At 64.9% G+C, this 25957-nt stretch carries 32 protein-coding genes; 16 read left to right on the forward strand and 16 right to left on the reverse strand.

Annotated features, from left to right (window positions below):
• Window positions 1-15: 15 nt before the first annotated feature.
• Together DIC75_RS01430 and hisG are read left to right on the forward strand one after the other, a co-directional pair.
• Window positions 16-1281, forward strand: coding sequence for a DUF1015 domain-containing protein (locus DIC75_RS01430; protein WP_250986236.1), 1266 nt, complete (start codon window positions 16-18; stop codon window positions 1279-1281).
• A gap of 48 nt (window positions 1282-1329) precedes the next feature.
• On the forward strand, window positions 1330-2202 hold the full coding sequence (gene hisG / locus DIC75_RS01435) for an ATP phosphoribosyltransferase (RefSeq protein ID WP_250986237.1): 873 nt from the start codon (window positions 1330-1332) through the stop codon (window positions 2200-2202).
• Window positions 2203-2213: 11 nt separating this feature from the next.
• Here the strand turns inward: hisG and DIC75_RS01440 are convergent, their stop codons facing one another.
• A complete protein-coding gene (locus DIC75_RS01440) occupies window positions 2214-2855 on the reverse strand; it encodes an FmdE family protein (RefSeq protein ID WP_250986238.1) in 642 nt (213 codons plus the stop codon).
• A gap of 248 nt (window positions 2856-3103) precedes the next feature.
• Here DIC75_RS01440 and DIC75_RS01445 point away from each other — a divergent pair, with 248 nt between their 5' ends.
• Genes DIC75_RS01445 through DIC75_RS01470 form a run of 6 tightly spaced genes read left to right on the forward strand, consistent with a single transcriptional unit; the run spans window position 3104 to window position 6790 of the window.
• The gene (locus DIC75_RS01445; RefSeq protein ID WP_250986239.1) at window positions 3104-3682 is read left to right on the forward strand and encodes a hypothetical protein; all 579 of its coding nucleotides are present in this window, start codon (window positions 3104-3106) and stop codon (window positions 3680-3682) included.
• A 5-nt stretch (window positions 3683-3687) separates the two neighbouring features.
• Complete coding sequence (locus DIC75_RS01450) at window positions 3688-4734, forward strand: DUF7287 family protein (RefSeq protein ID WP_250986240.1); 1047 nt, start codon at window positions 3688-3690, stop codon at window positions 4732-4734.
• Complete coding sequence (locus tag DIC75_RS01455; protein WP_250986241.1) at window positions 4728-5246, forward strand: DUF7288 family protein; 519 nt, start codon at window positions 4728-4730, stop codon at window positions 5244-5246. Before DIC75_RS01450 ends, DIC75_RS01455 begins: the two co-directional genes overlap by 7 nt.
• The gene (locus DIC75_RS01460; RefSeq protein WP_250986242.1) at window positions 5234-5620 is read left to right on the forward strand and encodes a hypothetical protein; all 387 of its coding nucleotides are present in this window, start codon (window positions 5234-5236) and stop codon (window positions 5618-5620) included. The genes DIC75_RS01455 and DIC75_RS01460 overlap by 13 nt, the downstream gene beginning before the upstream one ends.
• A 4-nt stretch (window positions 5621-5624) precedes the next feature.
• Complete coding sequence (locus tag DIC75_RS01465; protein ID WP_250986243.1) at window positions 5625-6047, forward strand: hypothetical protein; 423 nt, start codon at window positions 5625-5627, stop codon at window positions 6045-6047.
• A 20-nt stretch (window positions 6048-6067) separates the two neighbouring features.
• Window positions 6068-6790: a DUF7289 family protein gene (locus DIC75_RS01470; protein WP_250986936.1), complete on the forward strand. Its 723-nt coding sequence runs from the start codon at window positions 6068-6070 to the stop codon at window positions 6788-6790.
• Between the two features lie 94 nt (window positions 6791-6884).
• Here the strand turns inward: DIC75_RS01470 and eif1A are convergent, their stop codons facing one another.
• Window positions 6885-7178, reverse strand: coding sequence for a translation initiation factor eIF-1A (gene eif1A, locus DIC75_RS01475; RefSeq protein ID WP_250986244.1), 294 nt, complete (start codon window positions 7176-7178; stop codon window positions 6885-6887).
• A 264-nt stretch (window positions 7179-7442) separates the two neighbouring features.
• On the opposite strand from eif1A, the gene DIC75_RS01480 reads away from it, so the two are divergent.
• The 3 genes from DIC75_RS01480 to DIC75_RS01490 all read left to right on the forward strand — a co-directional run bounded on the left by DIC75_RS01480 (window position 7443) and on the right by DIC75_RS01490 (window position 10564).
• Complete coding sequence (locus tag DIC75_RS01480) at window positions 7443-8108, forward strand: DUF2238 domain-containing protein (RefSeq protein ID WP_250986245.1); 666 nt, start codon at window positions 7443-7445, stop codon at window positions 8106-8108.
• A 58-nt stretch (window positions 8109-8166) separates the two neighbouring features.
• The gene (locus DIC75_RS01485) at window positions 8167-9114 is read left to right on the forward strand and encodes a metallophosphoesterase (RefSeq protein WP_250986246.1); all 948 of its coding nucleotides are present in this window, start codon (window positions 8167-8169) and stop codon (window positions 9112-9114) included.
• A gap of 67 nt (window positions 9115-9181) precedes the next feature.
• A complete protein-coding gene (locus tag DIC75_RS01490; protein WP_250986247.1) occupies window positions 9182-10564 on the forward strand; it encodes an MFS transporter in 1383 nt (460 codons plus the stop codon).
• Here the strand turns inward: DIC75_RS01490 and DIC75_RS01495 are convergent, their stop codons facing one another.
• Entirely contained in the window at window positions 10565-11395 is an 831-nt protein-coding gene (locus tag DIC75_RS01495; protein WP_250986248.1) for a restriction endonuclease, read from the reverse strand. It lies immediately after the preceding gene.
• Here DIC75_RS01495 and DIC75_RS01500 point away from each other — a divergent pair.
• Entirely contained in the window at window positions 11382-12527 is a 1146-nt protein-coding gene (locus DIC75_RS01500) for a ketopantoate reductase family protein (protein ID WP_250986249.1), read from the forward strand. The two genes, DIC75_RS01495 and DIC75_RS01500, sit on opposite strands and share 14 nt — an antisense overlap.
• 3 nt (window positions 12528-12530) lie before the next feature.
• Here the strand turns inward: DIC75_RS01500 and DIC75_RS01505 are convergent, their stop codons facing one another.
• On the reverse strand, window positions 12531-12710 hold the full coding sequence (locus DIC75_RS01505; RefSeq protein WP_250986250.1) for a hypothetical protein: 180 nt from the start codon (window positions 12708-12710) through the stop codon (window positions 12531-12533).
• Between the two features lie 88 nt (window positions 12711-12798).
• Here DIC75_RS01505 and DIC75_RS01510 point away from each other — a divergent pair, with 88 nt between their 5' ends.
• Entirely contained in the window at window positions 12799-13284 is a 486-nt protein-coding gene (locus DIC75_RS01510; protein ID WP_250986251.1) for a flavodoxin family protein, read from the forward strand.
• 3 nt (window positions 13285-13287) lie between these two features.
• Here the strand turns inward: DIC75_RS01510 and DIC75_RS01515 are convergent, their stop codons facing one another.
• The 3 genes from DIC75_RS01515 to DIC75_RS01525 form a co-directional block, all read right to left on the reverse strand.
• A complete protein-coding gene (locus tag DIC75_RS01515; protein ID WP_250986252.1) occupies window positions 13288-13563 on the reverse strand; it encodes a pro-sigmaK processing inhibitor BofA family protein in 276 nt (91 codons plus the stop codon).
• Window positions 13564-13597: 34 nt separating this feature from the next.
• Entirely contained in the window at window positions 13598-14176 is a 579-nt protein-coding gene (locus tag DIC75_RS01520; RefSeq protein ID WP_250986253.1) for a transglutaminase domain-containing protein, read from the reverse strand.
• Window positions 14177-14371: 195 nt separating this feature from the next.
• A complete protein-coding gene (locus DIC75_RS01525; protein ID WP_250986254.1) occupies window positions 14372-15598 on the reverse strand; it encodes a BaiN/RdsA family NAD(P)/FAD-dependent oxidoreductase in 1227 nt (408 codons plus the stop codon).
• Window positions 15599-15696: 98 nt separating this feature from the next.
• On the opposite strand from DIC75_RS01525, the gene DIC75_RS01530 reads away from it, so the two are divergent.
• Both DIC75_RS01530 and DIC75_RS01535 read left to right on the forward strand, forming a co-directional pair.
• Window positions 15697-16902 (forward strand): DUF2341 domain-containing protein, encoded by a 1206-nt coding sequence (locus tag DIC75_RS01530; protein WP_250986255.1) that lies wholly within the window; start codon window positions 15697-15699, stop codon window positions 16900-16902.
• Window positions 16903-16916: 14 nt separating this feature from the next.
• Window positions 16917-17414 carry an LEA/WHy family protein gene (locus DIC75_RS01535; protein WP_250986256.1) on the forward strand — a complete coding sequence of 166 codons (498 nt, stop codon included), beginning with the start codon at window positions 16917-16919 and terminating at the stop codon, window positions 17412-17414.
• On the opposite strand, the gene DIC75_RS01540 is transcribed toward DIC75_RS01535, so the two are convergent.
• The 4 genes from DIC75_RS01540 to DIC75_RS01555 all read right to left on the reverse strand — a co-directional run bounded on the left by DIC75_RS01540 (window position 17405) and on the right by DIC75_RS01555 (window position 19695).
• Window positions 17405-18352 (reverse strand): prenyltransferase, encoded by a 948-nt coding sequence (locus DIC75_RS01540; RefSeq protein WP_250986257.1) that lies wholly within the window; start codon window positions 18350-18352, stop codon window positions 17405-17407. The two genes, DIC75_RS01535 and DIC75_RS01540, sit on opposite strands and share 10 nt — an antisense overlap.
• Before the next feature lie 33 nt (window positions 18353-18385).
• Complete coding sequence (locus tag DIC75_RS01545) at window positions 18386-19045, reverse strand: hypothetical protein (protein WP_250986258.1); 660 nt, start codon at window positions 19043-19045, stop codon at window positions 18386-18388.
• A 68-nt stretch (window positions 19046-19113) separates the two neighbouring features.
• Window positions 19114-19395: a DUF1294 domain-containing protein gene (locus DIC75_RS01550; protein WP_250986259.1), complete on the reverse strand. Its 282-nt coding sequence runs from the start codon at window positions 19393-19395 to the stop codon at window positions 19114-19116.
• Window positions 19396-19515: 120 nt separating this feature from the next.
• Window positions 19516-19695: a rubredoxin gene (locus tag DIC75_RS01555; RefSeq protein WP_250986260.1), complete on the reverse strand. Its 180-nt coding sequence runs from the start codon at window positions 19693-19695 to the stop codon at window positions 19516-19518.
• 88 nt (window positions 19696-19783) lie between these two features.
• Here DIC75_RS01555 and DIC75_RS01560 point away from each other — a divergent pair, with 88 nt between their 5' ends.
• Window positions 19784-20725 (forward strand): UbiA family prenyltransferase, encoded by a 942-nt coding sequence (locus DIC75_RS01560; RefSeq protein ID WP_250986261.1) that lies wholly within the window; start codon window positions 19784-19786, stop codon window positions 20723-20725.
• An 8-nt stretch (window positions 20726-20733) separates the two neighbouring features.
• On the opposite strand, the gene DIC75_RS01565 is transcribed toward DIC75_RS01560, so the two are convergent.
• The 5 genes from DIC75_RS01565 to DIC75_RS01585 all read right to left on the reverse strand — a co-directional run bounded on the left by DIC75_RS01565 (window position 20734) and on the right by DIC75_RS01585 (window position 25855).
• Window positions 20734-21228: a GNAT family N-acetyltransferase gene (locus DIC75_RS01565; RefSeq protein ID WP_250986262.1), complete on the reverse strand. Its 495-nt coding sequence runs from the start codon at window positions 21226-21228 to the stop codon at window positions 20734-20736.
• A 165-nt stretch (window positions 21229-21393) separates the two neighbouring features.
• On the reverse strand, window positions 21394-21711 hold the full coding sequence (locus tag DIC75_RS01570) for a cupredoxin domain-containing protein (RefSeq protein WP_250986263.1): 318 nt from the start codon (window positions 21709-21711) through the stop codon (window positions 21394-21396).
• Between the two features lie 141 nt (window positions 21712-21852).
• Window positions 21853-23355 (reverse strand): PQQ-dependent sugar dehydrogenase, encoded by a 1503-nt coding sequence (locus DIC75_RS01575; RefSeq protein ID WP_250986264.1) that lies wholly within the window; start codon window positions 23353-23355, stop codon window positions 21853-21855.
• 32 nt (window positions 23356-23387) lie between these two features.
• Entirely contained in the window at window positions 23388-25397 is a 2010-nt protein-coding gene (locus tag DIC75_RS01580) for a DUF2298 domain-containing protein (protein WP_250986265.1), read from the reverse strand.
• Window positions 25398-25594: 197 nt separating this feature from the next.
• On the reverse strand, window positions 25595-25855 hold the full coding sequence (locus tag DIC75_RS01585; RefSeq protein ID WP_250986266.1) for a hypothetical protein: 261 nt from the start codon (window positions 25853-25855) through the stop codon (window positions 25595-25597).
• Window positions 25856-25957 lie beyond the last annotated feature (102 nt).

Here is a 25957-nt window from a genome sequence, read left to right on the forward strand (position 1 = left end):
CGAGTGGCGGTTTCTATGGTTCAGATCTATCGTTTCGCGGCGGTCCGTCCGGGTCGGGGGTACTCCGAAAAGATTCCTTCCGTGCCCTACGACGTGGTGACGGCAGAGGAGGCCCGGGAGTGTATCGAGGAGAACCCCCTGAGTTTTCTGCGAGTCAGCCGGCCGGACGCCGAACTCCCCGGTCTCGCTCCGCACGACGACCGGGTCTACCAGCGGTCGCGGGAGGTCTTCGACGGCATGCTTGCGGACGGCCTGATGCAGCGGGACCCCCAGCCCGGAATGTACGTCTACCGGGCCGTCCAGGACGGCGAAGAGTTCATCGGGCTGGTCTGCTGCGTGGCGACGGAAGACTACGAGAGCCGGCGGATCCGGCGGCATGAACTCACCAGGTACGACAAGGAGGAGGACCGGACCCGGCACATCGACGCGGTCGGGGCCAACACCGGCCTGGTCTTCCTGCTCTACCGCGATTCCGGCGAGATCTTCCCTTACGTCCGCTCACTCATCGACGAAACGGGGCCCGACGGGAGCACCACGAGCGGCTCGGGAGTACTCCACCAGGTCTACCGGGTCGTCGATGAAGCGGTCCTCTCCCGCCTCGAGGGTCTTTTCTCGTCGGTTCCGGAAACCTACATCGCAGACGGGCATCACCGGGCCAAATCGGCGGTGAACGTGGCGGAGAGGCGGCGAAGCGACGGCAGATTCACCGAAGAGGCAGGGAAGTTCATGGTGGTCCTCTTCGCCCACGACCGGGTCCGCATTCACGGCTACAGCAGGCTTGTTTCGGATCTCGGCGGCTACGCCACCCCCCGTGAGTTCATCGAGGCGCTCCCGAAGTCGGGCTGGAACGTTCGGGCCTACGGGAAGGTCGACGCTGCCGGCTACCAGATCCCGCCGCTCGCGGCCCGGGATGCGCCGGTACATGTGATGCACTTCTACCTGGATGGGACCTGGTACGAGGTCTCCCGGCCGATCGCGGACCCCGCAGACCTGATCGGGTCGCTCGACGTCTCGGTCCTCCAGAAGGACGTCCTCGAGGGGATGCTCGGCATCTCCGACCCCCGCGGCGACCCGAGACTCCACTACATGGGTGGGGCAAAACCCCTCTCCGCTCTCGAGCGGCTCGTGGACTCCGGCAGGTACGCTCTCGCGGTAGCGATGCAGCCGGTGCGGGTCGAGACGGTGCTCGCGATCGCCGATATGGACGGCGTCATGCCCCCGAAGTCCACCTGGTTCGAGCCGAAACTCCTCTCGGGGCTCGTCGTCCATACCATCGACTGAAAAATCCATATCATCATCTTTAACTCTTTTTCTGCCCGATCACCTTTTATGATCACGATTGCTCTCCCCAAGGGGAGCCTTGAAGCGCAGACGCTCCAGCTCTTCAAGGAGGCGGACCTCGAGGTCAGGCGAACCGACCGCGACTACAACCCCCGTATCAACGATCCCCGGATCGGGAAGGTGAAGATCCTCCGGCCGCAGGAGATCCCGCTCTACGTCCAGATGGGCTACTTCGATCTCGGGATATCGGGGCTCGACTGGGTGCAGGAGAGCGGCGCCGACGTTGTCGAGGTCGCGAACCTCTCCTACAGCAAGACCGGCGACGGTAACGTGAAGATCGTGGTCGCGGTCCACCGCGACGAGCCGGTCGAGAGCGTCGCCGCCATCCGCCCGGGCAGCCGGGTGACGACCGAGTATCCCCGGATCACGGAGCAGTTCTTTGCGGACCTCGGGATCCCGGTCAGGCTCTTTCCCTCCTACGGGGCCTCGGAGGCGAAGGTTCCCGACCTCATGGACGTCGTCGTCGACCTCACCGAGACCGGGAGCACGCTCAAGAAGAACGGGTTGAAGATCGTCGGCCAGATCATGGAGTCGCACACCGCGCTCCTTGCAAACCGCGAGTCCCTCCTGGACCCGGAGAAGCGCCGGGAGATCGAGGAGATCGTAACCCTCCTCCTCGGGGTGATCGAGGCGCGTCACCAGGTGCTCCTGACGATGAACGTGCCCTCGAGCGCGCTCGACCGCGTCATCGAGGTTCTCCCCGCGATGAAGAAACCCACCGTCGGCAGGCTGCACGGCATCGACTACTTCAGTATCCAGACGGTGGTGCAGAAGGGGCTCGTCAACGGCCTCATCCCGCCGCTCAAGGCCGCGGGCGCCGAAGATATCCTCGAGATCCCGATAGCGAAAATTGTGCGGTGAGGGGGCCGCCCTCACCGGCGCCGGGAGTATTCCTCCGAGCAGGCGTAGCAGACGAACTTCCCGTCCTCGACCCGGATCCGGGACTCGGCGGCCAGTTCGCCGCATTTCGAGCACGGGACCGACGAAAAGATTCGCGCCCGCTCCGGGATCTCGACATCGACCTCCCGGATGGAGAAGAGTTCTTCGGCGGGCATCTCCATGATGGTGTCGACGATCCGGTGGATCCGCTCGTGGAACTCGGCCTGCTCCCCGCCGGAGGCCCGGCCCTGCATCACCCGCGCCCGGAGCGGCGCAAGGTCGGGGTCGAGCGAGTCGATGTTAAACGACGGGTTTGCCGCCACGCGGATCGCGGCCCCGGTTTTGCGGTTGATGAACGTGAAGGCATGCTTGCCGTGGTCCTTGAAGAGGAGGTTTCCCTTTCCTGCGGTGCAGCCCGTCAGGACCTGGATGGCATCGACGCCGCAGGCGTCGGTCTCGGCGATGGTGACGAGTTCCTCGTCCTTCGACCTGCCGGAACAAAGCCGCGAGAGAGCGATCTCTGCGGCCCGGTAGCCCGTCGCGAGACCGGGACAGACGTGGCCGTGAAAGGCGACCGCTTCGGCGAACCGGTCGTGTGCTTCTCCCGGCGTACCGGGGGGTGAGGTGTTACACATATGCTTACCTTGCATCAGATGTTGTTACGAACTGAGGGATATATATTACGATAACGGGCCGGAACCCGCGGGCCCGATCCCCCGGCATATAAGCGCCGAACCACTCCGGCCGGCGAGCCCGGACGTCAGGCGAAATATTTTTGCCGCATGTGGCCTGCACGTTTCCAATATCCCATTCTAGCGGCAGATCTTTGAAAATACAAGAGAGGTGGTTATTTATATGGCCTCGTGTATAATGACTGCTTTACATGAGAGTTCCCGGGGGCGTTCTGACCCTGCTTGCCGTAATCTGTATCCTCTGCACCGCGTGCGGTTGTCTCGGTGCGTCTTCGCCGCCATCGGACGGCGGCACCACGGGGGGCGGGATAACCCCCATCGACCTGCCGGAACCGTCGGATGCCTGCACCCTCACCGAGGCTCTCGCGGAACTGGATCTCCTCGGGGCCGAGGGCGGCCTGAACGTCACCGGCACATCGGTGCACCAGGTGCTCGGGGCCGGCATGGGCTCTGACGGCCGGGCCGCCTCCTGGGCCCTCGGTCTTGCGGACGGCGAGGAGGTGCGCTGGCTCACGTTCGGCGCTATGGGCTGGAGAGAGATCTCGCTCCGTGCCCCCCTGCCCGACGCGGAGGTGAATGTGACCGAGACCCTCGCCCCCGAGGAACTCCTCGCGATGCAGGAAGGGGTGCTCCGGCCGGTGATGGTAAGCCTCGATGCGGATACGGTTGATATCGCGCTCGCCGAGGGGATCTACACCGTCACCGTCCGTTCGAATGCCGGGATGAAGACCCTCGCGTTCCGGGCCGATACCGGGGAGGTGATCGTATAAGACCAATGGCCGACGACGGGGCGATGTCGCTTGACTTCCTCGCGGGGTTCACGATCTTCATGCTCGCCCTGATCATGGTGGTGAGCATGGTGCCGGGGCTCCTTGCAGGCCTCGAGAGCAGCGGCATCGACTACGACGCGGTCGCCTACCGGACGGGGGTGATCCTGGTCGAGGACCCCGGCTGGCCGGTCTACCCGCCCTGGGAGATGAACGACGGGGCCCATAAGGACGAGATCGAGCGGATCGGCCTTGCGATCTCGAAAGACACCCCGAACATCCTCCTCTCGACAAAGGTCGATGCGTTCTTCAACGACTCGTTCTTCACCCCGGATGACTACCGCAACCTGGCAATCTTCGGCGACATCCCTTACTCCTACAACATCTCGCTCCGGAGCCTGGACGGGTCGTATAATCACAGGACCGGCGATCCCCTCCCTCCCGGCTACGGCTACATCCGCCGGGTGGTGAAGATCAAGGAGCCGGGAGTGGCGGAGATCGTGGGAAATATTGCGTCACCGTACTGGACAGCCACCCCGCCGAGCCCGACCCAGACGCTCACTGTCCGGCTCGACTTCGCCCGCCTGCTGGACCCGTCCGTCGGCCCGGCTTACCGGCTCGACCCCCGGGTTGAGCCGGTGAACGTGACGATCACGAACTTCGGCGCGTACCTGAATATGACCGAGCCGTCTACCACGAACGCAACGCTCAAGAGTGTGACGTTCTGGAAGAAGGACCCGACGAGGGCGAACCCACGGTTCACCCGTATTCCGTTCTCGTACAATACGGAAGACCCGAGTCTCTACACCCTCTCCGTCGACGGGAATCCGAATGACCTCACGCCGGGCGGACCGGTCACCGACAACATCTCCCTTGTGCTGAAGCCGGCCGCCACCTCGCTCTTCACCCTGGACCAGAACAGCATCCTGGATATCCGGTTTGCCTTCGAGGACGACCCCCCGCGGACCATGCTCAACGGCACCTATCCGTATGACTACGGAACCGTCACCCTCCCCGCCCTGAAGACCGGCGTTCTGGAGGTGGCGATATGGTGAACGACGGAGGACAGCTCTACACGATGGAGGGCGTCGCGGCCGGGATCATCATGCTCCTGACCGCGTACATCGTCATCAGCACGACGAGCATCTACACCGCGGGAGATACGCATATCCCGGATATGCAACTTGAGCAGCTCGGAAGCGACGTACTCGCGATGATGGATACGCCGGATACCAACGGAAGCGATAGCCGGCTGGTTGTGCTCGTCAAGGGTGGAGTCCCAAGTGGCAATACGCTCCGGACCGAGTTCCTCGATAACTGTAAGATGCGAGCAGGAGACGATGACGACGACCTCAGGGCCCAGGTCTACCTCACCCACAGGACATTCAGCGGTGACGTAAACACGATCCAGCTCTCACCGTCGGACCCCGGGTTCACCGGACGTGAGAACGCAGTGCGGGTGACACGGTGGGTACATCTGCCGGAAGGAGGTTACCTCTCCGCATTCGGTATTGATACTTCCCGGCCGCACGCCGCCCTCGTGGAGGTGCTGCTATGGCGTGCATGAACGAAGACGGCCAGTGGATCGTGCTGATGGGTCTTCTGACCGCCCTTGCACTGTTCTTCCTCGCGCTGATCATCAACCAGTCGGCGCTCGTCGGGCAGACGACGGCCGAAGGGGTGCTCGAGTTCCCGAAGAACGACATCCGGGACCTGCGATTGGAGATATTCGACTATTATGACAGTTATGAGGGGGGACTCACCCCTCTGGAACAGCAGCATTACGTGGAGGACATCGTCAGGATATCGCTCGAACGAAAGAACGCCGTGGTGTACTTCTGGGACGGTCCGCAACAGGACGTCTCCGGCCGTATGCTTCGCCCGATAACCATCCACTACAACAACGGGGTGACGGAGTACGATGAGACCGTGTATTACTGAACCGATGAACGAAGAGGGCGTCACGAGGCTCATGGAGTACGTCATCATCAGCGGCATGCTGCTCCTGCTGATGGTCGTCATGATGTTCACCGTCAACGCCGTCTTCATGGAGGGGCCGGCGGACACGCTCCGCTACCACGCCTTCGTGGATATCGGGAACGGGGTGAGCACCCGGATCGTGGATCTCTACGTGATCGCGCCCGGCAACGGGACGATCGCCACGAAGTTCGATATCCCCGACGACGTGGCCGGGAAGGGCTACTTCGTGAACGTGGGGATGACGGGAGCGAGCCAGGCGATCCTGGTGCAGGGCGGCGATATCCAGAGCCGGGTCGCCATCGCCGGTATCGGGGCGACGAAGGGTGTTTCCGGCAACACCACCGGCGCGGGATGGAACATGATCCAGTACGACTCAAAAGGGTTTTAGGGAGGGAGAGATCCGTGAAGATGAATGAACGGGCGGTCTCCGAGGCGATCGGGTTTGTCCTGATCCTCGGGATCGTCATCAGCGGCATCGGTCTGGTCACGCTCTACGGCTACCCGGTGCTCATAAAGGAGCAGAGCAACACCGACGTAAAGAACATGGAGCGGGCGATGATCGTCATCCAGAACGACATGAAGAGCCTCTGCTACAAGAACGTGCCTTACAAGGAGACGTCGCTGCAGGTGAGCGGCGGGACGCTCGAGGTGGTCAACTCCACCAGTTACGGGGGGTTAATCAACGTCTCAACCGGCACCGAGTCCTTGAACTACTCAGTGGGCGCCCTGATCTACCGCTCCGATCGCGGCACCGAGGTGATCACCCTCGAGAACGGTGCGGTGATGACGCGCCAGGAGGGGTCGACGGGTTCGGCGATGCTCGCCGAGCCCCGGTGGTTCTATGACGCGCCCACGGGGACGTTTGTCATTTATATCATGAACATCACCACCGACGACCTGATGGCGAAATCGGGGATGGGGGCGGTGAGGATGAGCCTGGAGAACGTGGACACACAGGTTCGCACCTCTCCCGCCGCTGTCACGGTGACGTATACCACAGATGGCGATAATAACCTCTCTGTGGCGTGGGATAACTACCTGACCGGCATCAGCCCGAGCGGAACCTTCCCCCTGACAGGGGTAAGCAAACTCGTCATAAAAGAGTACAGGATCAAAATCTACGATATCTAACTTTTTTCGAACCTGGAATTCACGAAGGAGAGAGAGTCCGTCTCTCTCACCGCCGTGCCTCTACCGTATAAGGAGATCTATTGCAAAAAGCGTATCAGAGATACCGGTTCTTCCGGAGCCACTCCACCTGGGGTCTCGTGTAGCGGTAGATGATATCGCACTTCTCGTCCTGGAAACTCCAGGGGACGACAATCAGGACATCTCCTTCCCGTATCCAGACCTTCTTCTTGATCTTACCCTTGATCCGCCCGGTGCGCGTCACCCCGTCGAAGCAGCGGATCTTGATATGGTTTGCCCCGAGCATCAGTTCGGCGCTTGCGAACATCTCCCGGTTCCTCTTGTTCGGCAGGCGCACGCGGATAATCTCTTCTCCCGCCTCCCCTCCCATGGATTCGGGTTTGCGCTTCGCAGGATCAGTCAGTTCATCAACCCCATCGCTCCAGAGTATTTGGTCTTTTGTGTGTCCAATTTATACAACTGCTAGCTTATCAAATATTCTCCCGGAGGCTTGATAGCGACCGCAACGGCTGGCGCTCACACCCCGGCTGGCCGCGAGATCGTCCGGACGGAACCCCCGGCCGATCACCCGGTTCCCCGGAGACCGCCACCGGGACGGTTATGTATGTTGCCGGGACTACCTACTCAACGTACCATGGCATGCCCGGACCCGTCGCGCGGGATCTACCTCACCTACTTCATCCAGGTGCTCATCCTCCTCGCCGCAGTCTACAGCATCACGGCAGGCGAGTACTTCCTCGGACTCTCGGCAGGTGTCGCCTTCCTCCTGACGGTGGCGCCGTCCCTCATGACGAGGAATCTGCGCCTCTGCCTGCCCTGGGAGGTCAACCTCCTGGTCGCCGTCTCCCTGTACCTCCACGTCATGGGCCACGTCGGGGAGTACTACGTCCTCTTCTCGCCCTACTACGACAAACTGACCCATCTCGTCTCCTCGGTCACCGTCGCGCTCATCGCTTTCTTTCTCGCGGTCCTGGCCGAGCACCAGGGTGGCGTCCGGCTGACGCGATCGGCGATCATCGTCTTCATCCTGGTCTCGACGCTCGCTGCAGGGGCGATATGGGAGATCTACGAGTTCGTGGCCGACCAGGTCTTCGGCACGGACCTCCAGCACGGGAACATCGATACCATGTCGGACCTCGTCGTGGATCTCATCGGGGCAGTGATCGGCGCTGCTCTCGCAGGTGTCGCCCTCGCAAGGGAGGAGAGGCACCGGTTTATCCGATTCTTCGCCGACCCGTCCTCCGGCAAGGACCCGGCCGATATCGTGGTCGACCCGGTCGATCCAACCCGCAGCCGCTGATCCGCCCGGCCCGAATCCGGCGGATCATATTTATATTCTAAAGGTAGAATAAAATGCAGTGATCCTGAAGGCTCCAAGCACACGGTACCTGGCGTTATTCATGCTCATCCTGCTTCCATCCATGACCGGCTACATGGCCTGGGAAGGACGGGCCGTCGACGTGACCGTCCTTACGATCGACGGGGCACCCGAAGGCGTCGTCTATATCACCGACCCTCACGTCAAGGAGTCCAACATCGGCCACGTCAGGGAGGTGATCTCCGAGGTCAACCGCTTAAACCCCTCCCTCGTCCTGATCGGCGGCGACTTCGTCACCGGCGAGGAAGAAGACTTCTCCTCCCAGGAGGTCTGGCGGTCGCTCGACGCACCGGCCTACGCCGTGCTCGGGAACCACGACTATCGGGTGGGGACCGACGGCCGGACGGGCATCGAGAGGCTGCTTGCCACCCGGGCTTCCGCCATGATCACCGCCGACGCATACGATGTCTCCGCCTTGAACGACGGTTCCGCCGATACCGCGTTCGCCGACGATCTCACCGTAGCGCTGGAGGAGAACGGCGTCCATGTCCTCAGGAACGACCACGCCCGGGTTCCGGTCGGGGATGAAGAGATCGTCATCGTCGGCGTCGATGACGGATGGGCCGGAATGGCCGACCCGCCCGAGGTTCCGGCGACGGATACGTTCACCGTCTACCTCATCCACGAGCCCTCCTGCAGGGCAGACTGGGACGCCGACCTCATCCTCGCCGGTCACACCCACGGCGGCCAGTTCCTCTTCCCGGTTATTGCACAGTTAAACGACCTCGGGGTCGTCGAACTTGCAGGTATGTTCGAGACGAACGGGACGCCGACCTACATCTCCCGCGGGGTCTGCAGCGCGAGTTTTGCGGGAGTGGATCTCCGGTTCAACTGCCGGCCCGAGATTGTCCTGATCAACCCGACCGAAGAACAGCTCCGGACGATCGGCGGGTCTGCAACCCCGCTCCCGGAGACCGGCACGGCATGAGCGGGAAGCCCGCCGGCCGCCCCCGCACCCCTGCAGGTTAAATACCCCATCCACGTATTGTCCGGGAATGGTATCTCCTGCCGAACGGCGGTATACGCTTCTTGCAGTCGCGCTCGGGTCCTCGCTTGCACCGTTCATGGTCGCCGGTCTCTTCGTGGCGATCCCGGCCGTCGGGGAGGAGTTCACGGCAGACCCGGTGGTCCTGAGCTGGATCCCGACCGTCTTCTTCCTTGCCGCAGCCATGTTCCTCATCCCCTTCGGGAGGATTGCCGACATTTACGGGGGAAAACGGGTCTTTTCCATCGGCCTCGCCATATACTTCATCTCCGCCCTCATCTCCGCCCTCGCCCCGACGGCACCCGTCCTCATCGGTGCCAGGTTCCTCACCGGCGTCGGGGCCGCGATGATCTTTGCGACATCGTTTGCCCTGCTGGGACTCATCCTGCCGGATAGCGAGCGGGGGACCGCTCTCGGGGTCAACATCGCCGCCAGCTTCGGCGGGTTCGCGCTGGGGTTCCTTGCGGGCGGCCTCCTTGCCTATTACGGCACCTGGAGGGTGCTGTTCCTGGTGCCGCTGCCCGTCGCCCTGCTCGCCGTCGGGATCATCCGGCGATACCTGCGGGGGGAGTGCGCTTTATCACGCGGGACGCGCCCGGATCTCCCCGGTATCGCTCTTTCCACGACGACGATCCTCCTGCTCATGGTCGGGCTCTCCCTCCTGCCGGCGGTGCAGGGTGCCGCCGCCCTCGTCGCCGGCCTCGCAGCGCTCGGCGCCTTCATCGTCCACGAAGCCCGGACAGAAGATCCGGTCCTCGATATCCACCTTCTCCTCCGTAACCGGCCGCTTGCTCTCGCGAACGCCGCGGTCCTGGCCTACAGCGCGGCAGCATCCGCATACGTCTATCTCTTCAGCCTGTACTTTCAGTATGTCCAGGGGTTCGATGCCCGGCTGGCCGGGAGTCTCTTCCTCGTCGCAAGCCTGGTCACGGCATCCCTGGTCGGGTACGCCGGCCGGCTCTCGGACCGGGGGAGTCCGCACCTGGTCGCGACGGCCGGCGTTGCGATGACGATCGCAGGCCTCGCCACCCTCTCCTTCATCGACCCGGCAATGCCCGTAGCCGTCCCGGTTTTTGCACTGGCGCTCATTGTAGTGGGAATCGCGTTCTTCCAGCCGCCGGTCTACAACATCGTCATCGGGGCGGCCGAACGGGCGATGTACGGGGTGGCATCGGGACTTGTCGAGACGATGCGCCTCCTCGGTATGACCGCCAGCATGGCCGTCACCATCGTCGCCTTCGCCCTCTTCTTTAAGGGCATGGCGATCACCGGCGAAACCGTTCCCCTGCTTCTCGGGAGCATGCAGACGCTCTTCCGCATTTATCTCGCTCTTGCCGTGGTAAGCCTCGTGATGACCTGGCTTACCGGGCGTGCGGGGAGGAGTGCACCGTAACTATGGTTCCAGGATTTCACGCGCCCGGCCGGCGATCAGCAGCACCTCCTTGAGGGGGATGCCCGCGTCGTGGGCGATGGCCGCGGCATCGCCGTAGGCGACCTGCTTCGCCGTGACGAACCCGGCTGCGGCCAGCCGGGCCGAGACCGACGCGCCCACCCCGGCAACGATGGTGACGGGATAGGACTGCGTCTTCTCGATCATCGTCCGGAGGTTCCGGTCCACCGGGTAGTCCCACCCGATATGCCCGATCCCCCGGCACGTCGCGTAGCGTTTCGCGTGCTCGGAGAGCTTGGTGTTGCAGACGATCAGGGCGCCGTCGATCGAGACGGTACACCTCCCGGACCGGAACCCCTCCTGGAGGTCCTCGACGATCGCCCGGGCGATCCGCCCTTCGTCAAGGCCGGTCATCCGGTGGTGGCTCGCGTGGTGCTTCACCTCGACAAAGACGGTGGCCCCGTCTTTCTGCGCGATAGCGTCCACTTCGTGCTCCCCGCACAGTCCGGCGAGGATGCATCCCGCCTCCACCCGGTAGCCGTGCTCCCGGAGGAGAACCCGCACGAACTCCTCGAACTCCGGTTTCGGGCGAAGGAGAGCGAGTGCTCTCCGGAGGTTGGTCCGGTGCGCGACGGCGGGGCGGACGGCCCGGGCCCGGGTGCGGATCATCCGGAGGACCGCAGCGGTTCTCACGTCGTCCGGGACTGATTCCTCGATCTCGCCGGCGATCCGGCCGGCATCCTCCGCACCGAGACCCATGTTCCGGAGCGTCCGCTGCACCTTCCCCGGGTCGAACGGCTGCCGGGTGCCGTCGGCCTTCGTGACATGCTTCATCAGGTACGGTTCTCGGCACCCGGGACGAAAAGCGTTCGCCAACGGGCTCCCCGACGGTGGCGATCACCCGGTCATCGAGACGACCCGGAACCGGCCGATCGATGACGGGGGCGGACCCCGGGTCTGCGGCACGAGTCATGATGCCGCATCATTATCTTCTCCCGCGCCCAACCGGGACTACGAACAGATGGAATCGCTACAACGTCCGGTCGTCCCGATCCTCGGCGCGGGGGCGGTCGGCCTCTCGCTCGCCGGGAAACTGGAGAGCGTCGCGACGGTCTATGCGGCCTGCCGCCCGGCGCATGCCGGCGCGATCCGGGAGCGGGGCCTCGTGATGGAGGGGATCTGGGGGAACGGCACCGTCGATGGGATTACCTGCGTCTCCGGGTCGCAGGAGGTCCCACCCGGGGTCGACTTCATCATCGTCACCGCGAAGGGCACCGATACCCGGGCGATCTGCGAGGAGTACGCCGCGGTGATCCGGGGCCGGCCGGTAGCAAGCCTCCAGAACGGCATCGGGAACGAAGAGATCATTGCTGGGTACACCGACACCGTCATCGGCGGGACCGTGACGACGAACTTCTCGGTCCTCGGGCCCGGGCATGTCCGGGTCCTGAGCGAGAGCGCCCCGATGCGCCTCGGGGTCTGGTCCGGCGACGGTGGCGCCGCCCTCGACCTTCTGATCGGCGTCATCCGGTCGGCCGGCATCCCGGTCGAGGCCGACAACGATATCCGCTCAGGGAAGTGGGCGAAAGCCCTCCTCAACATCGCGGTGAACCCGATCTGCGCCCTCCTCCGGGCCCCGGTCGAGGTCGCCGCCGACGGGGAGGTCCGGGAGACCGTAGCCGCCCTCATCCGCGAAACCTTCGCCGTCGCCGGCGCAGAAGGGGTGCGGCTCCCCTGGGCGACCGCCGACGACTACCTCGCCCACCTCTTTTCGGTGCAGGTGCCCGACTTCGCCGCGGTCTACCCCTCCATGTACTACGACCTCCGGCGCGGCCGCCGGACGGAGATCGACCTCCTCAACGGGTATATCGCGTGCCTCGGGGAGCGCCACGGCATCGAGACGCCGCACAACCGGTGCATCGCCGGCCTCGTCCGCTACGCGGAGGCGCACCCGGACGCACCGTGAGGCTCACTCCCCGCTCATCTTCGCGGCGAGCCGTCGGGCCGCCTCCTTCGCCTTCGCTTCCGTCCTCCAGAGCCCGGTCTTCCCGACGGGGGCCCCTTCACGGTCGTAGAGCTGTACGTAGTAGCCGCCGTCCTGGCGGGCGAACCGGACCTCGCCGACGATGTCGGGGCCGTACTCCTGCATGCCCTGAGAATGTGGGCGCGAAGGATATGATGGTTCCTGTGGTCTCTATATGGAAGGAGGGTAGTACCACTCATCCGGTGTGATGGTGATGATCCTCATCGTGTACTACTCCTGGCAGGGGCATACGGAGAAGGTGGCGGCGGCGCTTGCGGAGCGGGTCGGTGGCAGACTTGAGAGGATCGAACCGGTCTCCGAGGTGGGGATGTTCAGGAAAGCCATGATGGCGATGCTCGGGATGCGGGCGGCGATACGCCCGGTGCAGACGAACCTCGCCGACGTCGACTTCCTGGTCGTCGCAACCCCGGTCTGGTCGCAGAAGATCCCGCCCTACGTCGTCGAGTACCTCTCGGGGGTCACGAACGCCGCGGGAAAACCCTTCTCGGTGCTCGTAGAGATGGGCGGTTCCGGGGCGGAGAAGGCGGCTGCGATCGTGAGGAAGAGCCTCGAAGCAAAAGGGATGCGGTTCGTCTCGTCGGCATCCACGCTCGAGAGCGAGGTCGATGCCGGGCGGCTCGGCCCGGCGATCGAGGAGTTTGCCCGGACGATTGCGCAGGCTGCCGCTCCGGCCGCGTAGTGCTCAGAGTGTCAGCGGTATCCCGAGGAGGTGGAGCACCACCGTGATCAGGACGCCGAAGATCCCGCCAATCGCACAGATCAGGACGGTGATCACGTTGATCGGGATGTCGGGCCGGCCGACGAGTTGCATCAGGTCGAGGAGGTTAATAAGCCAGAGCAGGATCACGCCCACGATGGCGTTGATGATGAGGCCCGTTACACTCTTGACGGCCTTGTAGAGGACGAACGCGATGACGACCACCAGGATCAGCGCGAGAAGTCCCGTGAGTAAGCTCATACCGCTCGTTTGACGCGTTCGGTATTGAACATTCCTACACGGGGGCTGGGCCCCGTTCGAGGTACCCCAGGGCCTCGAAGACCGGCTGGAAGCAGACCCCGTTCCCGGTCTTGACGCACCGGATCCCGGGAACCCCTTCGTAGGCGCCCATCGTCCGACCGTCGCCGAGTTCGACCCAGTCGTGGACGGCAACGCCCTTCCCGAAGACCTCCACGTGGAGGGCGTCGGTGCGGAACGTCTCTGCATTCCAGACCATGAGGCCGTGGACCGGGCGGGCGGGGATCCCGTTCCGGCGAAGGACCTCCGCACGAAGGAGCGCGAGGTCGGTGCAGTCGCCTACCCCGTAGGCAAGGGTCGCGTTGAGGCCCACCGGGAAGAGGCGGGGGGAGCCGTCGACGCAGGCAAACGTTCTCCGGCCCACCCGGTCGATGAGCGCGTCGGGGGAAGAGTCCCGGAGGGCTTCGGGAGATGCGGAAAGGAGGGCGATCTCGTCTACCGAAGTCACCCCGGCGGCGCTGATCCCGGGGTTGGCTCCTCCGCCGTCGTAGACCAGGTGCCCCTGCGGGATAAGGATTGAGAGGAGAAGAATCGCGTTAATAATGCTCCAAACCACGTTATTGTCTCAATATATTTTAATGCACATGTTGGTATATTAGGGCTTCTATTTTGATGGCGGGCACGTATGCAGAGGATATAAGATTTTCAGGGGTACCGGGAACGGGCACTCCGGGAGATGGATCTCCCGGCGACGAGAGGGACGGTCGGGGCCTTGAGCCGGCGAAAAGAAGGGTTCCGGAGATCGGCGGGGTCACCGGGGTTCGTGAAGGCCGGCGATGTGCCGTGCCGCGAGGGCTGCGGTGGAGAACGCGGCCTGGAGGTTGTAGCCCCCGGTGTCGCCGTCGATATCGAGCACCTCGCCGATGCAGTAGAGGTTTTCGACGGTCTTTGACGCCATCGTTTTTTTGTCGATTCCTTCGAGGGCTACTCCGCCCCTCGTCACCATCGCTTCGTTGAATCCGCCGAGCCTCTCCACCCTGAACGGGAACTCCGCGAGAGATGCGGCGAGGGCGTTCCGGGCCTTCTTCGTGAGCCGGGCGCAGGTCTCTCCCGCCGGAACCCCGGCGAGGTCGAGCAGCCGCCGGGCGAACCGTTCCGGGAGGTCGAGGTCGCCGAGGACGGTCTTCACCTGCCGGGCCCCGCCCGCCGCGACCGCGTCGGTGAGGCGCTTTCGCACCGCCTCCGCCTCCGGAAGGAACGCGACCCGGAGGACGTCGCCCGGGCGGATGGAGCGGGAAGCGTCGAGTATCCCCGGGCCCGAGAGCCCGGTGTGCGTCAGCAGGAGATCGCCGGTGTGGCGGCCGACCAGCTTCCCGTCCCGGTAGACGGTGAAGGTGAGGTTCTGAAACGATATCCCGGCAAGGTCGGCGAACGGGTAGTCCTCGACGTAGACCGGGGCAAGCGCCGGGGCGACCTCTGTCGTCGGCTGCCCGAGGGACCGGGCGAACGCGTAGCCGTCCCCGGTCGAGCCGGTCGCGGGGTAGGAGGCCCCGCCGGTGGCGAGGACGAGGACCCCGGCCCGGACGGTCGCCTTCGCCGTCCGGACGATGAAGACGTCGTTATCGCGCTCGACGTCACGGACGGGGTCATCGCACCGGATCTCCACCCCGCGGGCGGCGCACTCCGCGAGGAGGACGGCGAGGACGGCGGCGGACTTCCGGGTCTCCGGGAAGACCTTACCCTCCGGTTCGGCTTTCATACGAAGACCGCGATCGGCAAAGAAGGCGACGAGATCCCGGTTCGTGAAGTTCATCAGCGCGGGCCGGAGGAACGCCCCGTGGTCGCCGTAGTGCGAGGAAAAATCGGCGATCTCTCCGTCGTGGGTGATGTTGCACTGTCCCGACCCGGCAACCAGGAGTTTTCGTCCCGGCGCGGGTTTCTTCTCGAAGACGATGACGTCCCGCCCATCCCCCGCCGCCTGCAGGCCGCAGAAGAGCCCGGCGGGGCCTCCCCCGATGATCACGATAACGTCGTTCACGGCATTAACCGGTGTACCGTGCTTCCCCGGGGAACATCAGCGTTGGGGTGCGGGGGCCGCTACATGCATATAGGGGCGGGATATATGGAAGCGGTATTATGAATCACGGCTGGGTCGTCCTCGTCGGAGGGGTCATCGCGTTGCTCCTCATCGCGCCTGCCGGTGCCGTCCCGGCGATTACTGCAAACGTCACGTACGCCGGGGTCCCCGCCGCCGTCAACTTCACGGATACATCCGGGATCGTCGACGTGGTCTCCCGGACCTGGTCCTTCGGCGACGGGACGGCACAGAACATCCCCGGCGCTCAAGAGCGATCGGTGGTGCATGCCTATCCGGACCCGGGCTCCTACAACGTGACGCTCTCGATAGCGACCTTCTCATCCGTCGTAACCACCACGGCGACCGTCGAGACCTTCGCCCACCGGCAGGCGGTCCCGGTCGAGAACCCCTCCGGCGTCGACGGCCTTGCGGTCCTCTTCAACGCCACCCATCTCCCGGGGATGCAGCCGGACTTCGCCGACATCCGCTTTACGGACGGGGCCGCCATCCCCTACTGGATCGAAAACGTCACAGAGGGGTCCCACGCCCGCGTCTGGCTCGCCCTCCCGGCGAACGCGACGGCGGTCACGATGGTCTACGGCAACCCGGAGGCCCGGGACGCCGGCGACCCCGACGCCGTCTTCCTCTTCTTCGAGGACTACGAGAGGGGAGATCTCTCGCGGTGGTCGTTCTGCGGTTCGAACGCCGGGATTCAGTCCGACGTCGTCCGCGACGGTGCATACGCCGGGGATATCAACGTCTCCGAGCCGGACCTGCGCCACCTCGCCAACAACCGGATGTGCCTCGCGAACATCTCACACGGATCGATCGTCATCGAGGGCGACTTCCGGGTCAGCGAGTTCGGGAAGTGGTGCGGTTCGGGCTACATCCAGGCCTGGAACGGGACCGACCACCTGTATGCCCTCCACCTCAGGAACGGCTCCGTGCAGCACTACGACGGCGACCACCACAACTTCTCCGCCGACGCCCGGGCAGAACCCGATACCTGGTACCACGTCAGGGTCGTCCTGGACACGCACAACGCCACCGAGCACGCCTGGCTGGACGGCGAGTACCTGGGGAGTGCACCCATGCGGTTTGCCGACGGATCGCCGGTCCCGGAGGACGTGATCTTTGACGACTTCGCGCTGATCGGGTCTTCCGCGTGGTACTCCGGCGATCCGCACCACTTCTACGCCGACAACGTCGTCGTCAGGCGGTACGAGCCCGCCCCGCCGGTGCTCTCGTATGGGGACGGTTCATAGGGGGAGAGATCGGAATGTCGTGGCAGACCTCTATCCCGGCAGGGGGGATGCGGCGCACCGCCGTCACCCTCCTTATCGCCGTCCTGCTCTGCAGCGCCGGCTGTGTGGTTCCCGCGCTCCGGGAACCGACCATCACCCTCAGCGGGGTCGCGGTCGAGAACATCACCCCGGGGAGCATCGACCTCTCGCTCCGGCTGGTCGTCGATAACCCCAACCCCGTCGGCGCCACCCTGGCCCGGGTCTCGTTCGACGTCTACTTCTTCGACGACAGAGAATGGGTCTTCCTCGCACACGGGGAGCAGGAGGGGATTGCAATCCGGCCCAATGGCGAGACCGCCGTCACCATCCCGGTGACCGTCGATAACCTGCGGCTCGTGCAGGCGTTCCTCCGGGGCCTCGCGGACGGGGCGGTCACGCTCCGGGTGAGCGGCTCGGGGGTCCTCGACTTCGGCATTACGACCTTCGAGGTCCCTTTCGAACGGACGGTGGAGGTGGGGTTGGGTCAGGCCTGAGTGGCCACGAGGGCGAAATAGATCACGACAAGCCCCTGAAAGGCGAAGTAGCCCACGATGTTCGCGACGGCATAGGGAAGAGCGCCCGCCCGCCCGGCGCACCGGTGCGAAAACCCCCACAGAGCGATCACGAGCGGGATGAGGGATACGAGCGCCACCGGCCGGAAGTCCACGGGAGCGAAGACTCCGGTGAGGGCATAGAGGGTGAGCACCGCGGTCGCGAGGGTCGCAGCGAGGGCGATGAGCGAAAACCCGAAGATGCGGCCTTTCCGGGCGACGAGGGTCCGCTTCCCCCCGGCGATGTCGCCCTCCATATCCGGGATCTCGACGCTCGTGATGAAGACGAGCCCGTAGAGGCAGAGCGGGAGGGCGAAGGCGAAGAAGGCGGCATCGAGCGTTCCTGCCGCGACGAAGTAGCCCGCGCCCGGCATCAGGAGACCGAAGGTGACCATGTTCGCGACCTCGCCGAGTTTATGGTAGGCGAGCGCGAGCGGCGGCGCCGTGTAGAACCAGCCGAGCAGGTTGCCCGCGATGCCGAAGACGAGGAAGACGACCGGGTAGGCGTAGACGGTCACGAAGAGATACCCGATCAGGACCGAGACCGCCATCAGGACGACGGCCGCCCGGAAAGCGGCGGGTTTCAGGTCCGGGTTGGCGGCGAGGACGCCGCTCCCCCCGGATATCGGCGTCGTCTCGACGAACCGGTCGGCGTCGGCATCGAAGTAGTCGTTGCTGTAGTGGACGGAGAGGTGCGCCGCCGCCATGGCCGCGTAGCCGACGAGGAACTGCACCGGGGTGAACCGTGCCCCGAGGAGGGACGCGAGGAGCGCCCCGGCGGTGAACGGGATGAACCCCGAGAGGAGGAAGTGGAACCGGCCAAGTCTGATGAACTCAGCGATGGCACGGGTGTCCATGGGAAGAATCTCCAGCCGCGGCATAGGGGGGGCGGGTATATAGCCTTTTTCCGATCCCTACCCATCCCGGCCGGACGCAAGGAGCGGCACCACGGCCCGCAACGCATCGACGCCTCCCTCGACGTAGATGAGGCCGAGAACCGCCCGGGCAAGGGTCTCCTTCTCCTGCTCGAGTCTCTCGCCGTCCGGAGAGCGGCGGAACCCGGAACCGATCCGGCTCTCGTGGAGACCCCATCGGTCGCAGAGAGCGGTGAGACCTGCTGCCCCGACGTCTTCGCCGGGGAGGACCTTCAGCCGCAGGGTGACGTCGCCGATGAGAGCAAGGGCGTGGGAGTCGTCGGCGAAGCTCCCGAGCATTGCCAGGTCGCCTGCATGGATCGGGAGCGCGTCTTCAGGAAACCCGGCGAATATCTCCGAAAAAAGCCGTTTTGTAGAGGGGGCCATCAGAACCCGGGCAAGCCCGTCCGGACCCCGGAAGGCATGCCCGGTCTCCTGCTCGATGCGGGGAAGGGTGCGCTCTGCCACAAGAGCGGCCTGCTCCGCCAGGCGGCCGGTCGCCCTGCACCACCCACGTATCCGCCGGAGCCGCCGCGATCGCCGGGCCGATCGCCGGTGAGCGGGGAGGTACTCCAGATGGTACTCGCGCATGAGCCCTTCCTGCAGCACCGCGAGGGTCTCCTCGAGCGGGTGGGAGAGCGGCCCGTACTCGTACGCCATACGATAGGTAGGATAACGGATTGATTATAACTTTGTCCTCATGTAAACCCTCATCTATTGATGAGGGATCACACGAGACCCAGAACGAACGCGGCAGCGACTACGAGGTGCAGGCAGAGAAAGACAGGAACGAGCTTGAACGCTGTCTTCTGGGTCTTGTGCCGGAAGGCACGCATCGCGGCAAACGCCCCGAACGGCCCGAAAAGGGCGAGTACGAGGAGCGTCTTCTCCGGTGTTCTGCGTGCATTCTTCTTTGCGGACTTTTTGTCGCGGTAATAGGTGATGAACGAGACGGCGTTCACCAGAGCATAGATTGCCAGAGCAACCCCCGGCAGTAAGGTATCCACCATTAAGAACTCCCGCTGCCCGCCCCGATTCCCGAGCGCCGGGGCTGCAACAGGGTACTTTACGCTCTCGGTCTTTTTATGCGGTTCTTTCCGGTTGTGCTTCTGCCCCGGGCCCTGGAGGGGTCAGAGCCCGGGTCTCGCGAGAGGAGACACGAACGGGGTGAACCTGCTCTTCTCCGCGAGGCAGACCGGGCAGCGCCAGTCGTCGGAGGGGTCCTCAAACGCAGTTCCCGGCGGAACATCCGCATCTCCGGTCTTTTCGTCGCGGACATGTCCGCAGATCGAGCAACGGGGGGTCTGCATGGTCGTCACCGGCAGGAAGCGGTCCGGCTGCAGACGTAACCCTGCTGCAACCTTTTTTGAGTCGGAGCACATAACCCGGAGTACGACCATGAGAGAGACCCTTGTCGCGCTCGCAGACCTCACCCGCGCCCATTTCTTCTTCGTCTGGCCCCTGCTCTTCTGCTCGGGACTCGCGCTCGCGTTTGAGAACTACGGCGGATTCTCGTGGGAACTTGTCGGCCGGGCGGCGCTCATCGGGCTCTTCGGGTTCGAAGCCGGATTCGTCTTGAACGACTACGTCGACCGGGAGTACGACCGGCGGGACGTCAATGGCTCGCTCACCCGCTACTGGCGGCCGTTCGGCAAGCGGCCGATACCGGCGGGAAAACTCTCCCCCCGGGCGGCCTTCGCCGTCTTCCTCCTCCTCGCCGGGCTTGCGGCCGCGCTCGCCGCAACCCTGCCTTCGCCCCACAACCTCTACGTCCTCGGCATCATGGGCTACTCGTACCTGGTCGAGTACTTCTACCAGACAAAGAAGCGGGACCAGACCCTGCCGGTCGCCCAGGTGATCGGGCGTACGGACTTCGCCCTCTTCCCCGTCGCCGGCTACCTTGTGTACGGGAGCCCGGACGCAACCGCCCTCCTCTTCTTCCTCTTCTTCTACCCCTGGACGCTCGCCCACCTCGGGGCGAACGACATCGCCGACGTCGTGAACGACCGTGCCCGGGGGATGGTGACGGTCCCGCGTCTGACCTTCGGTCTGACCGGGTCGGCTCCGGAGGACCCGACTCCGCTCCTCTACGGCATGAAGGGCGCGGCCGTCTGGGTCCTCGGCTTCTCGGTCGTCCACGCCGTCATGGCGCTCGTCTTCGGCCTCACGCTCGGGCCTGTCACGCTCGCGGGCTTTGCCGCGGGACTCGCCCTCCTCGGTATGGCAAACTACCTCATCCTCCGGGGGAAGAGCCCGGAAGCGGCGATGCGGGCGCTCCCGCTCATGCATGCAACGGTGATCGTCTACGCCGCGGCGATCATCGCAGGCGCCTTCCTCTGAGGTCGGCCTCAAATCTCCTTCTGCATCCAGACGGTGTCGAAAAGGACCCCGCGTTTGGACCCGACGTTCCCAAAGCGCCCGCACTCGATAAATCCGTGCCGCCGGTGGAACCGGATGCTCCCCTCGTTCAGCGACGAGATGCTCGCAAGGATGCAGGCGATCCCGCGCTTCCTTCCCTCGGCCTCCAGGTAGCCGAGCACCTCCGACCCGATCCCGCGCCCGGTCAGTTCGGGCCGCAGGAAGCAGGTTACCTCGGCGGTCCGGGCGAACGCCGGCATCGGGTTGTGCGGGCGGAGCATCCCGAACCCGGCGACCCCGCCGTCTCCGTCCCGTACCGCGACGACCGGGTAATCCCGGGCGATCCCGAGGATCACGTCGAAGAAGGCATAGGGCACCTTCTCCTCCGGGTAGGCGGCAAAGGTGTTCTCGACGTAGTAGTTGAAGATATCGACGACGGTCCTCCGGTCGGCGAGTCCGACCGGAGTCAGGGTGTGTTCCGGCATGACTGACCTCCGACTGCGGCGCTCTTCCCGATACCGGGAGAGCGCCCGTATGGAATAGTGTTCGATCGTTACTCTATATCAGGCCACCCAGAGCTGCCGGTCTCATTATAGGGGATGTGTCCAGGCCGGGCCGACGGTCAGGGAATCGCCCGGCCGTCCCCTTCTCTACTCCACGATGAAGTCGCCGTTCATCGAGGGATGGACGTCGCACCGGAAGAAGTAGGTCCCCGGGGTCTCGGGTGCCGTGAAGGTGTAGGTCGCCTGGTCCGGGCCGGTGACGATCTCGCCGACGAAGATCGCCGTGGCCGCCGAGGAGTCCGTGTAGACCGCGACGTTGTGCGGGGTGCCGTCATCCCGGTTGTCGAAGTTCACCGTCACCCCCGCACCCGCCGGGACCGTGATCGTCTTCATGCTGAAGGCGAAGTTCTCGGCCGCGATCGCGACCGTCACCCTCTCCGCGGCGCGGGCCACCTCCGGGGTCACGTCCGCACCCCCGTAACGGGCGCCATGACTACGGTTATTCGTGCCATGAACCCCACCGGGTAGGCCGGGGGCATAAAGGTTGCCCTGCCCGGTACCGGAGCCGCGGGCGACCCGACGCATCATGACGGTGAACCTCGGAACCTACGTCCGCAGCGGGGCGGTCACGTTCGCCGGGACGATCTTCCAGGCCCTGCCGGTCGCGGTGGACGCATCCGGTCCGGCGACACCGGTCGTGAGCGCGTAGAGTTCCGAACGTTCATCCTCGCCGAACCCGAGGAGAAAGTCATTCCCGGACCCTGCGGACATTGCGGTGACGTTGAGTCCCTGCAGCCGCCACATCGCGATGTCACCGGGCATGAGGTTCTCGGCGGAGGCGGGGAAGCCCGACGCGTTCCATCCCGGCGGGGGTGTCGCGGCGACGAAGTTGCCGTTCCAGTAGCCGAAGACGTAGCGCCCCGAGAGCTCCGGGAGCTCCGTGCCGCCGTAAACCCGGCCGCCGATGATAACCGGACCCAGGTCACGGCCGCCCTCGATGATGGGGCCGATCAGGGGCTCCCCGAGGGGACCGACGGCCTCGCAGGTCCCGGGGGGGTCCCGGAAATGCAGGAGGTCGAAACAGTGGGTCCCCTCCCTGAGGCGCCAGCCGTAGTTGCCTCCTTTCACAACAAGCGAGACCTCTTCAAAGAGGTCCTGGCCCGCGTCGGCAGCATAAAGGTTGCCTTCGGCGTCGAACGAGATGAAGGCCGGGTTCCGGAACCCGTAGGCGTAGATCTCGGGCGGGATGCTCGCGTTCGCGAGGAAAGGATTGTCCTCCGGGACCCCGTAGAGGGAACCCGCCCCTGTCGACCAGGTGGCGTTCTCCGGCGGCTCCGGGACGTTCCCGGCAGAGATGTCGTCCACGTCGATCCGGAGCACCTTTCCGTAGATCGTCGTCAGGTCCTGGGCGTTCCCGGTCTCCGGGGTGTGGCCGGTCCCGCTGTCGCCTGCTGCGCCCCCGTCGCCGAGAGAGACGTAGAGGTAGCCGTCACGGGGACCGAACGCGATGCTCCCGCCGTTATGGGTAGACTGCGGTTTGTCGATCTCCAGGAGGACCTTCTCGGAGGTCATGTCCACCCGGTCCGGGTCCGCGGGGTCGACCCGGAACTCGGAGAGGCGGTTCGTGCAATCCCAGCCTTCCGGCGCCCCCTCGCGCAGGGGTGCGCTGTAGAACGCAAAGACCCGTCCGTTCTCCGGAAAGCCGGGGTGGGAGGCTATCGAGAGGAGCCCGCGTTCGTCGAACGGCGGGTTGAGATCGACCATGCGATCCCGGACGTCCAGAAACGGCTCCTCAAGGAGGGTGCCGTTCCCGTCGATGACCGAGACCGTCCCGATCTGGTCGACGACAAAGAGCCTGCCCGTGCCGTCGCCGGCGTCCGTGAGCATCAGCGGTGCGACGAAACCTTCTGCCACGGGCTCGAGGCTCACGTCGAGCGTCTCGTTCTCTCCGGCAAGCCTCGTCACGGAGGTGCTGTTCCGGTAGTCCGCCGCGTACGCCGACCCGGCGTTCGTCAGGTTTCCGGCGTCCGGCGACTCCTGCGCCCCGGCAAAGCCCGCCAGGGCGAAGATCACAAGGACGGATGCCATGACTGCGGCTGCTCGTAGCATGAGCCACACCCCGTGAGCGAGAGCCATAAAGGTTACCCGATCCGTTCGTAGATCCGGACCCCGCCTTCATCGTAGACGAGACGAAGCCCGCTTTCCGGCAGCCGGACGTCGTAACGCTCGTGTTCTGGCTCCCCGACGTAGAGGAGGGTCGCGTTGTACTTCTCCATGAGTACGAGGGTCTCCTCCGGGTTCTCGTAGATCGCCCGGATCTCCGCCGGGCGATCGGTATACCACGCCCCGTTCCCCCGCCAGGTCAGTTCGTGGCCGATCTGCCCGAGGACCGTCGGGATGCCGGAAAACGACGAAACCCGTGAGTAGTAGCCGTAGTCCCCGTTCTCCGCCTCCACGATACAGTGACCGCCCGGAAGCGTCCGGAGGTAGTCGACCGCCGCAGCCTCTCCTGGCCGCGTGGCGTCGAGGTAGGCGAACCCGTCCAGGGTGCGGTAGCCAGCCGGGGGATAATCGATCCCGAGAAGGCCCCGGCCGATATCGACGTCGAGGGCGAACGGAGCGGCGATGAGGGCGATGGCGGCGACAACCGCAAGCCACCGGTCCGCCGGGAGGACCGGTCGCCGCCCTGCAAGCCACGCCCCGGCGAGGAGGAGGGAGCCCGTGCCGAGAAGGATCCAGGCGTCGAAGTAGAACTTGAAGATGGTGTTGAACCGGCTGTAGTCCCCCCCGAGCATCTCCTGGAAGTAGAAGACCTCGCAGAAGACGAGCACCGAAAGACCGGCGATGCAGAGGAGGGCCGGAAACGCGTGACGCCTCCTGAGGAGAAGGCAGGCGAGCGGCACCAGCGCGATCCCGAGGACGACGTAGCCGACGGCGAGGAACGGGAGGGCAAGAGCAAGCAGGACCGGGAACCGCCGGATATCCCGGGCGACGGCGGCGTAGATGATTCCAAGGAAGCCGCCCCAGACCACGAGGAAGGCGAACGGGTCGGTGGGGGAGAACCCCCAGCCGATCCCCCCCACGCCCGCGGGCTCGAGGTGCAGGTAGTAAGGGAGGTAGATGAGGAGGGCTGCCGCCGGGACCGCGACGGCGGCGGCGAGGGTGGGGAGATCCCGTTCCCGGAGAGAGAGCACGAGGAGGAAGACGGCGACGACGGGACCGTAGACGAGGGCGTCCCAGGAGCATAAGAGCGGCATCGAACCGATGCTCAAGGCCAGGAGGAGGGAAAGGGTTCCCCGTCCCCGGAGATCGAGCCCGCCCCAGCGGCACCATGCAAACCCGAGGAGGAGGAGGAGGAAGGCCTGGTTGAACACGGCCATCTCGAAGGCGTGAACGTTCCCGAGGAGGAGGGAGAAGGCCGGGAACTCGAACCGTGCGCCGGCGACGATCCAGTTGGTATCCTGGAGCGCACCGTAAAGGTCCCGGCCCGTGGCGAGGAACCAGGGAACCGACGGGGGGACGAGGAGGAGGACCGCGAGGGGGAGCCACCGCCACCGCGAAAGAAGGAGATGCCCGAGGGCATAGAGCGCCGCGAACGCCGTCCCGTAGACAGTTCCCGGAATCAGGTTGAAGGCCACTTCCGACGGAATGCCGGTGACGATCGCGAGGCAGCCCATCAGCCAGTGGCCGAGGTAGTAGTAGACGGTGAGGTGGCCGCCTGCAAACCAGGGGTCGAGCGGCGGCACCACGGGCTCCCGGATCACGCTCGCGAGGAAGGCGTGGTTCATGTACTGCTCGCTGAAGTAGCCGATGGGCGGGTTTACGAACCGGACCGCAAGCGCGAAGAGGAAGCCGACGGCGAAGACCGCGTCCCAGGCGAGGAGGTCCCGGATCTCCCGTGGCCGGTACTCGCCCCGCGAGAGACCGTAGGCGCCGAGGCCGACGAAGACGAGGAGGGCAAGGGCGACCGGGACGCCGAGGAGGCCGCAGTACCAGGTCGCGAGGGCGAAGAGGAGGAGGGAGGCCGGGTAGGCCGCCGGGTAGGCGTAGTCGCCGAGCGCCGGGCGGAGACGGGGCCAGAGAGCGAGCTGGATGCCTTTGATGAGGGCAACCCAGAGGAGCACATCGTACGCCTGCAGGATGAGGTCCACGCCCTGCTATCGGGGTTTGAGTATATGCGTCTTGTGTCCACATCCGTGGACGGCGGGCGAGTCTTCGGAAGGCTGCCCGGCCGCTTTGCGGAGAGGTCACGGCCGGGCGGGAGGTTCGGCGAGATAACGGACCGGGTGGGGGCGGAGAAGGTCGTTGCGGCCGCCGCGATGAGGGCCGGAGACCGCTCCTGCAGGGCTCAGCGCGGTTGTGCCTCCGCCTTCATCGCTTCGGGAGGTCCTCTCTCGCGGTCGCCCCAATCCCCGCACTCGGTGATGACCTTCCACGTCTCCCGGATCCCCTCCTCCAGCCGTGCGATCCGGGCGGTCCCGCCGAGGCTCTCCTCGACCTCGAAGAACTCCCGTGCCTTTTGCTCGTTGAACGGGCCGTAGCGCTTGATGCCGTCCTGGTCGCTGAGAACTTCGACCCTGTACTTCAACCGGGAGATGTTCATCATCATTCACCAGTCCAGAATCGCCTGCAGATCCATAAACCTTGGGGGTCCTATGACACGAGCTGGACATGGGCTTTCCGTGTCGCTTCCCGGCCAACGAAATACCGG

It is taken from the genome of Methanoculleus oceani (assembly GCF_023702065.1).
Taxonomy (GTDB): domain Archaea; phylum Halobacteriota; class Methanomicrobia; order Methanomicrobiales; family Methanoculleaceae; genus Methanoculleus; species Methanoculleus oceani.

Coding starts and splice junctions, on each gene's coding strand:
- DIC75_RS01430 (WP_250986236.1), top strand. CDS start 16: ATGGTTCAGATCTATCGTTTCGCGGCGGTCCGTCCGGGTCGGGGGTAC.
- hisG (WP_250986237.1), top strand. CDS start 1,330: ATGATCACGATTGCTCTCCCCAAGGGGAGCCTTGAAGCGCAGACGCTC.
- DIC75_RS01440 (WP_250986238.1), bottom strand. CDS start 2,855: ATGTGTAACACCTCACCCCCCGGTACGCCGGGAGAAGCACACGACCGG.
- DIC75_RS01445 (WP_250986239.1), top strand. CDS start 3,104: ATGAGAGTTCCCGGGGGCGTTCTGACCCTGCTTGCCGTAATCTGTATC.
- DIC75_RS01450 (WP_250986240.1), top strand. CDS start 3,688: ATGGCCGACGACGGGGCGATGTCGCTTGACTTCCTCGCGGGGTTCACG.
- DIC75_RS01455 (WP_250986241.1), top strand. CDS start 4,728: ATGGTGAACGACGGAGGACAGCTCTACACGATGGAGGGCGTCGCGGCC.
- DIC75_RS01460 (WP_250986242.1), top strand. CDS start 5,234: ATGGCGTGCATGAACGAAGACGGCCAGTGGATCGTGCTGATGGGTCTT.
- DIC75_RS01465 (WP_250986243.1), top strand. CDS start 5,625: ATGAACGAAGAGGGCGTCACGAGGCTCATGGAGTACGTCATCATCAGC.
- DIC75_RS01470 (WP_250986936.1), top strand. CDS start 6,068: ATGAATGAACGGGCGGTCTCCGAGGCGATCGGGTTTGTCCTGATCCTC.
- eif1A (WP_250986244.1), bottom strand. CDS start 7,178: ATGGGAGGGGAGGCGGGAGAAGAGATTATCCGCGTGCGCCTGCCGAAC.
- DIC75_RS01480 (WP_250986245.1), top strand. CDS start 7,443: ATGGCATGCCCGGACCCGTCGCGCGGGATCTACCTCACCTACTTCATC.
- DIC75_RS01490 (WP_250986247.1), top strand. CDS start 9,182: ATGGTATCTCCTGCCGAACGGCGGTATACGCTTCTTGCAGTCGCGCTC.
- DIC75_RS01495 (WP_250986248.1), bottom strand. CDS start 11,395: ATGAAGCATGTCACGAAGGCCGACGGCACCCGGCAGCCGTTCGACCCG.
- DIC75_RS01505 (WP_250986250.1), bottom strand. CDS start 12,710: ATGCAGGAGTACGGCCCCGACATCGTCGGCGAGGTCCGGTTCGCCCGC.
- DIC75_RS01510 (WP_250986251.1), top strand. CDS start 12,799: ATGATCCTCATCGTGTACTACTCCTGGCAGGGGCATACGGAGAAGGTG.
- DIC75_RS01515 (WP_250986252.1), bottom strand. CDS start 13,563: ATGAGCTTACTCACGGGACTTCTCGCGCTGATCCTGGTGGTCGTCATC.
- DIC75_RS01530 (WP_250986255.1), top strand. CDS start 15,697: ATGAATCACGGCTGGGTCGTCCTCGTCGGAGGGGTCATCGCGTTGCTC.
- DIC75_RS01535 (WP_250986256.1), top strand. CDS start 16,917: ATGTCGTGGCAGACCTCTATCCCGGCAGGGGGGATGCGGCGCACCGCC.
- DIC75_RS01540 (WP_250986257.1), bottom strand. CDS start 18,352: ATGCCGCGGCTGGAGATTCTTCCCATGGACACCCGTGCCATCGCTGAG.
- DIC75_RS01545 (WP_250986258.1), bottom strand. CDS start 19,045: ATGGCGTACGAGTACGGGCCGCTCTCCCACCCGCTCGAGGAGACCCTC.
- DIC75_RS01550 (WP_250986259.1), bottom strand. CDS start 19,395: ATGGTGGATACCTTACTGCCGGGGGTTGCTCTGGCAATCTATGCTCTG.
- DIC75_RS01555 (WP_250986260.1), bottom strand. CDS start 19,695: ATGCAGACCCCCCGTTGCTCGATCTGCGGACATGTCCGCGACGAAAAG.
- DIC75_RS01560 (WP_250986261.1), top strand. CDS start 19,784: ATGAGAGAGACCCTTGTCGCGCTCGCAGACCTCACCCGCGCCCATTTC.
- DIC75_RS01565 (WP_250986262.1), bottom strand. CDS start 21,228: ATGCCGGAACACACCCTGACTCCGGTCGGACTCGCCGACCGGAGGACC.
- DIC75_RS01575 (WP_250986264.1), bottom strand. CDS start 23,355: ATGCTACGAGCAGCCGCAGTCATGGCATCCGTCCTTGTGATCTTCGCC.
- DIC75_RS01585 (WP_250986266.1), bottom strand. CDS start 25,855: ATGATGATGAACATCTCCCGGTTGAAGTACAGGGTCGAAGTTCTCAGC.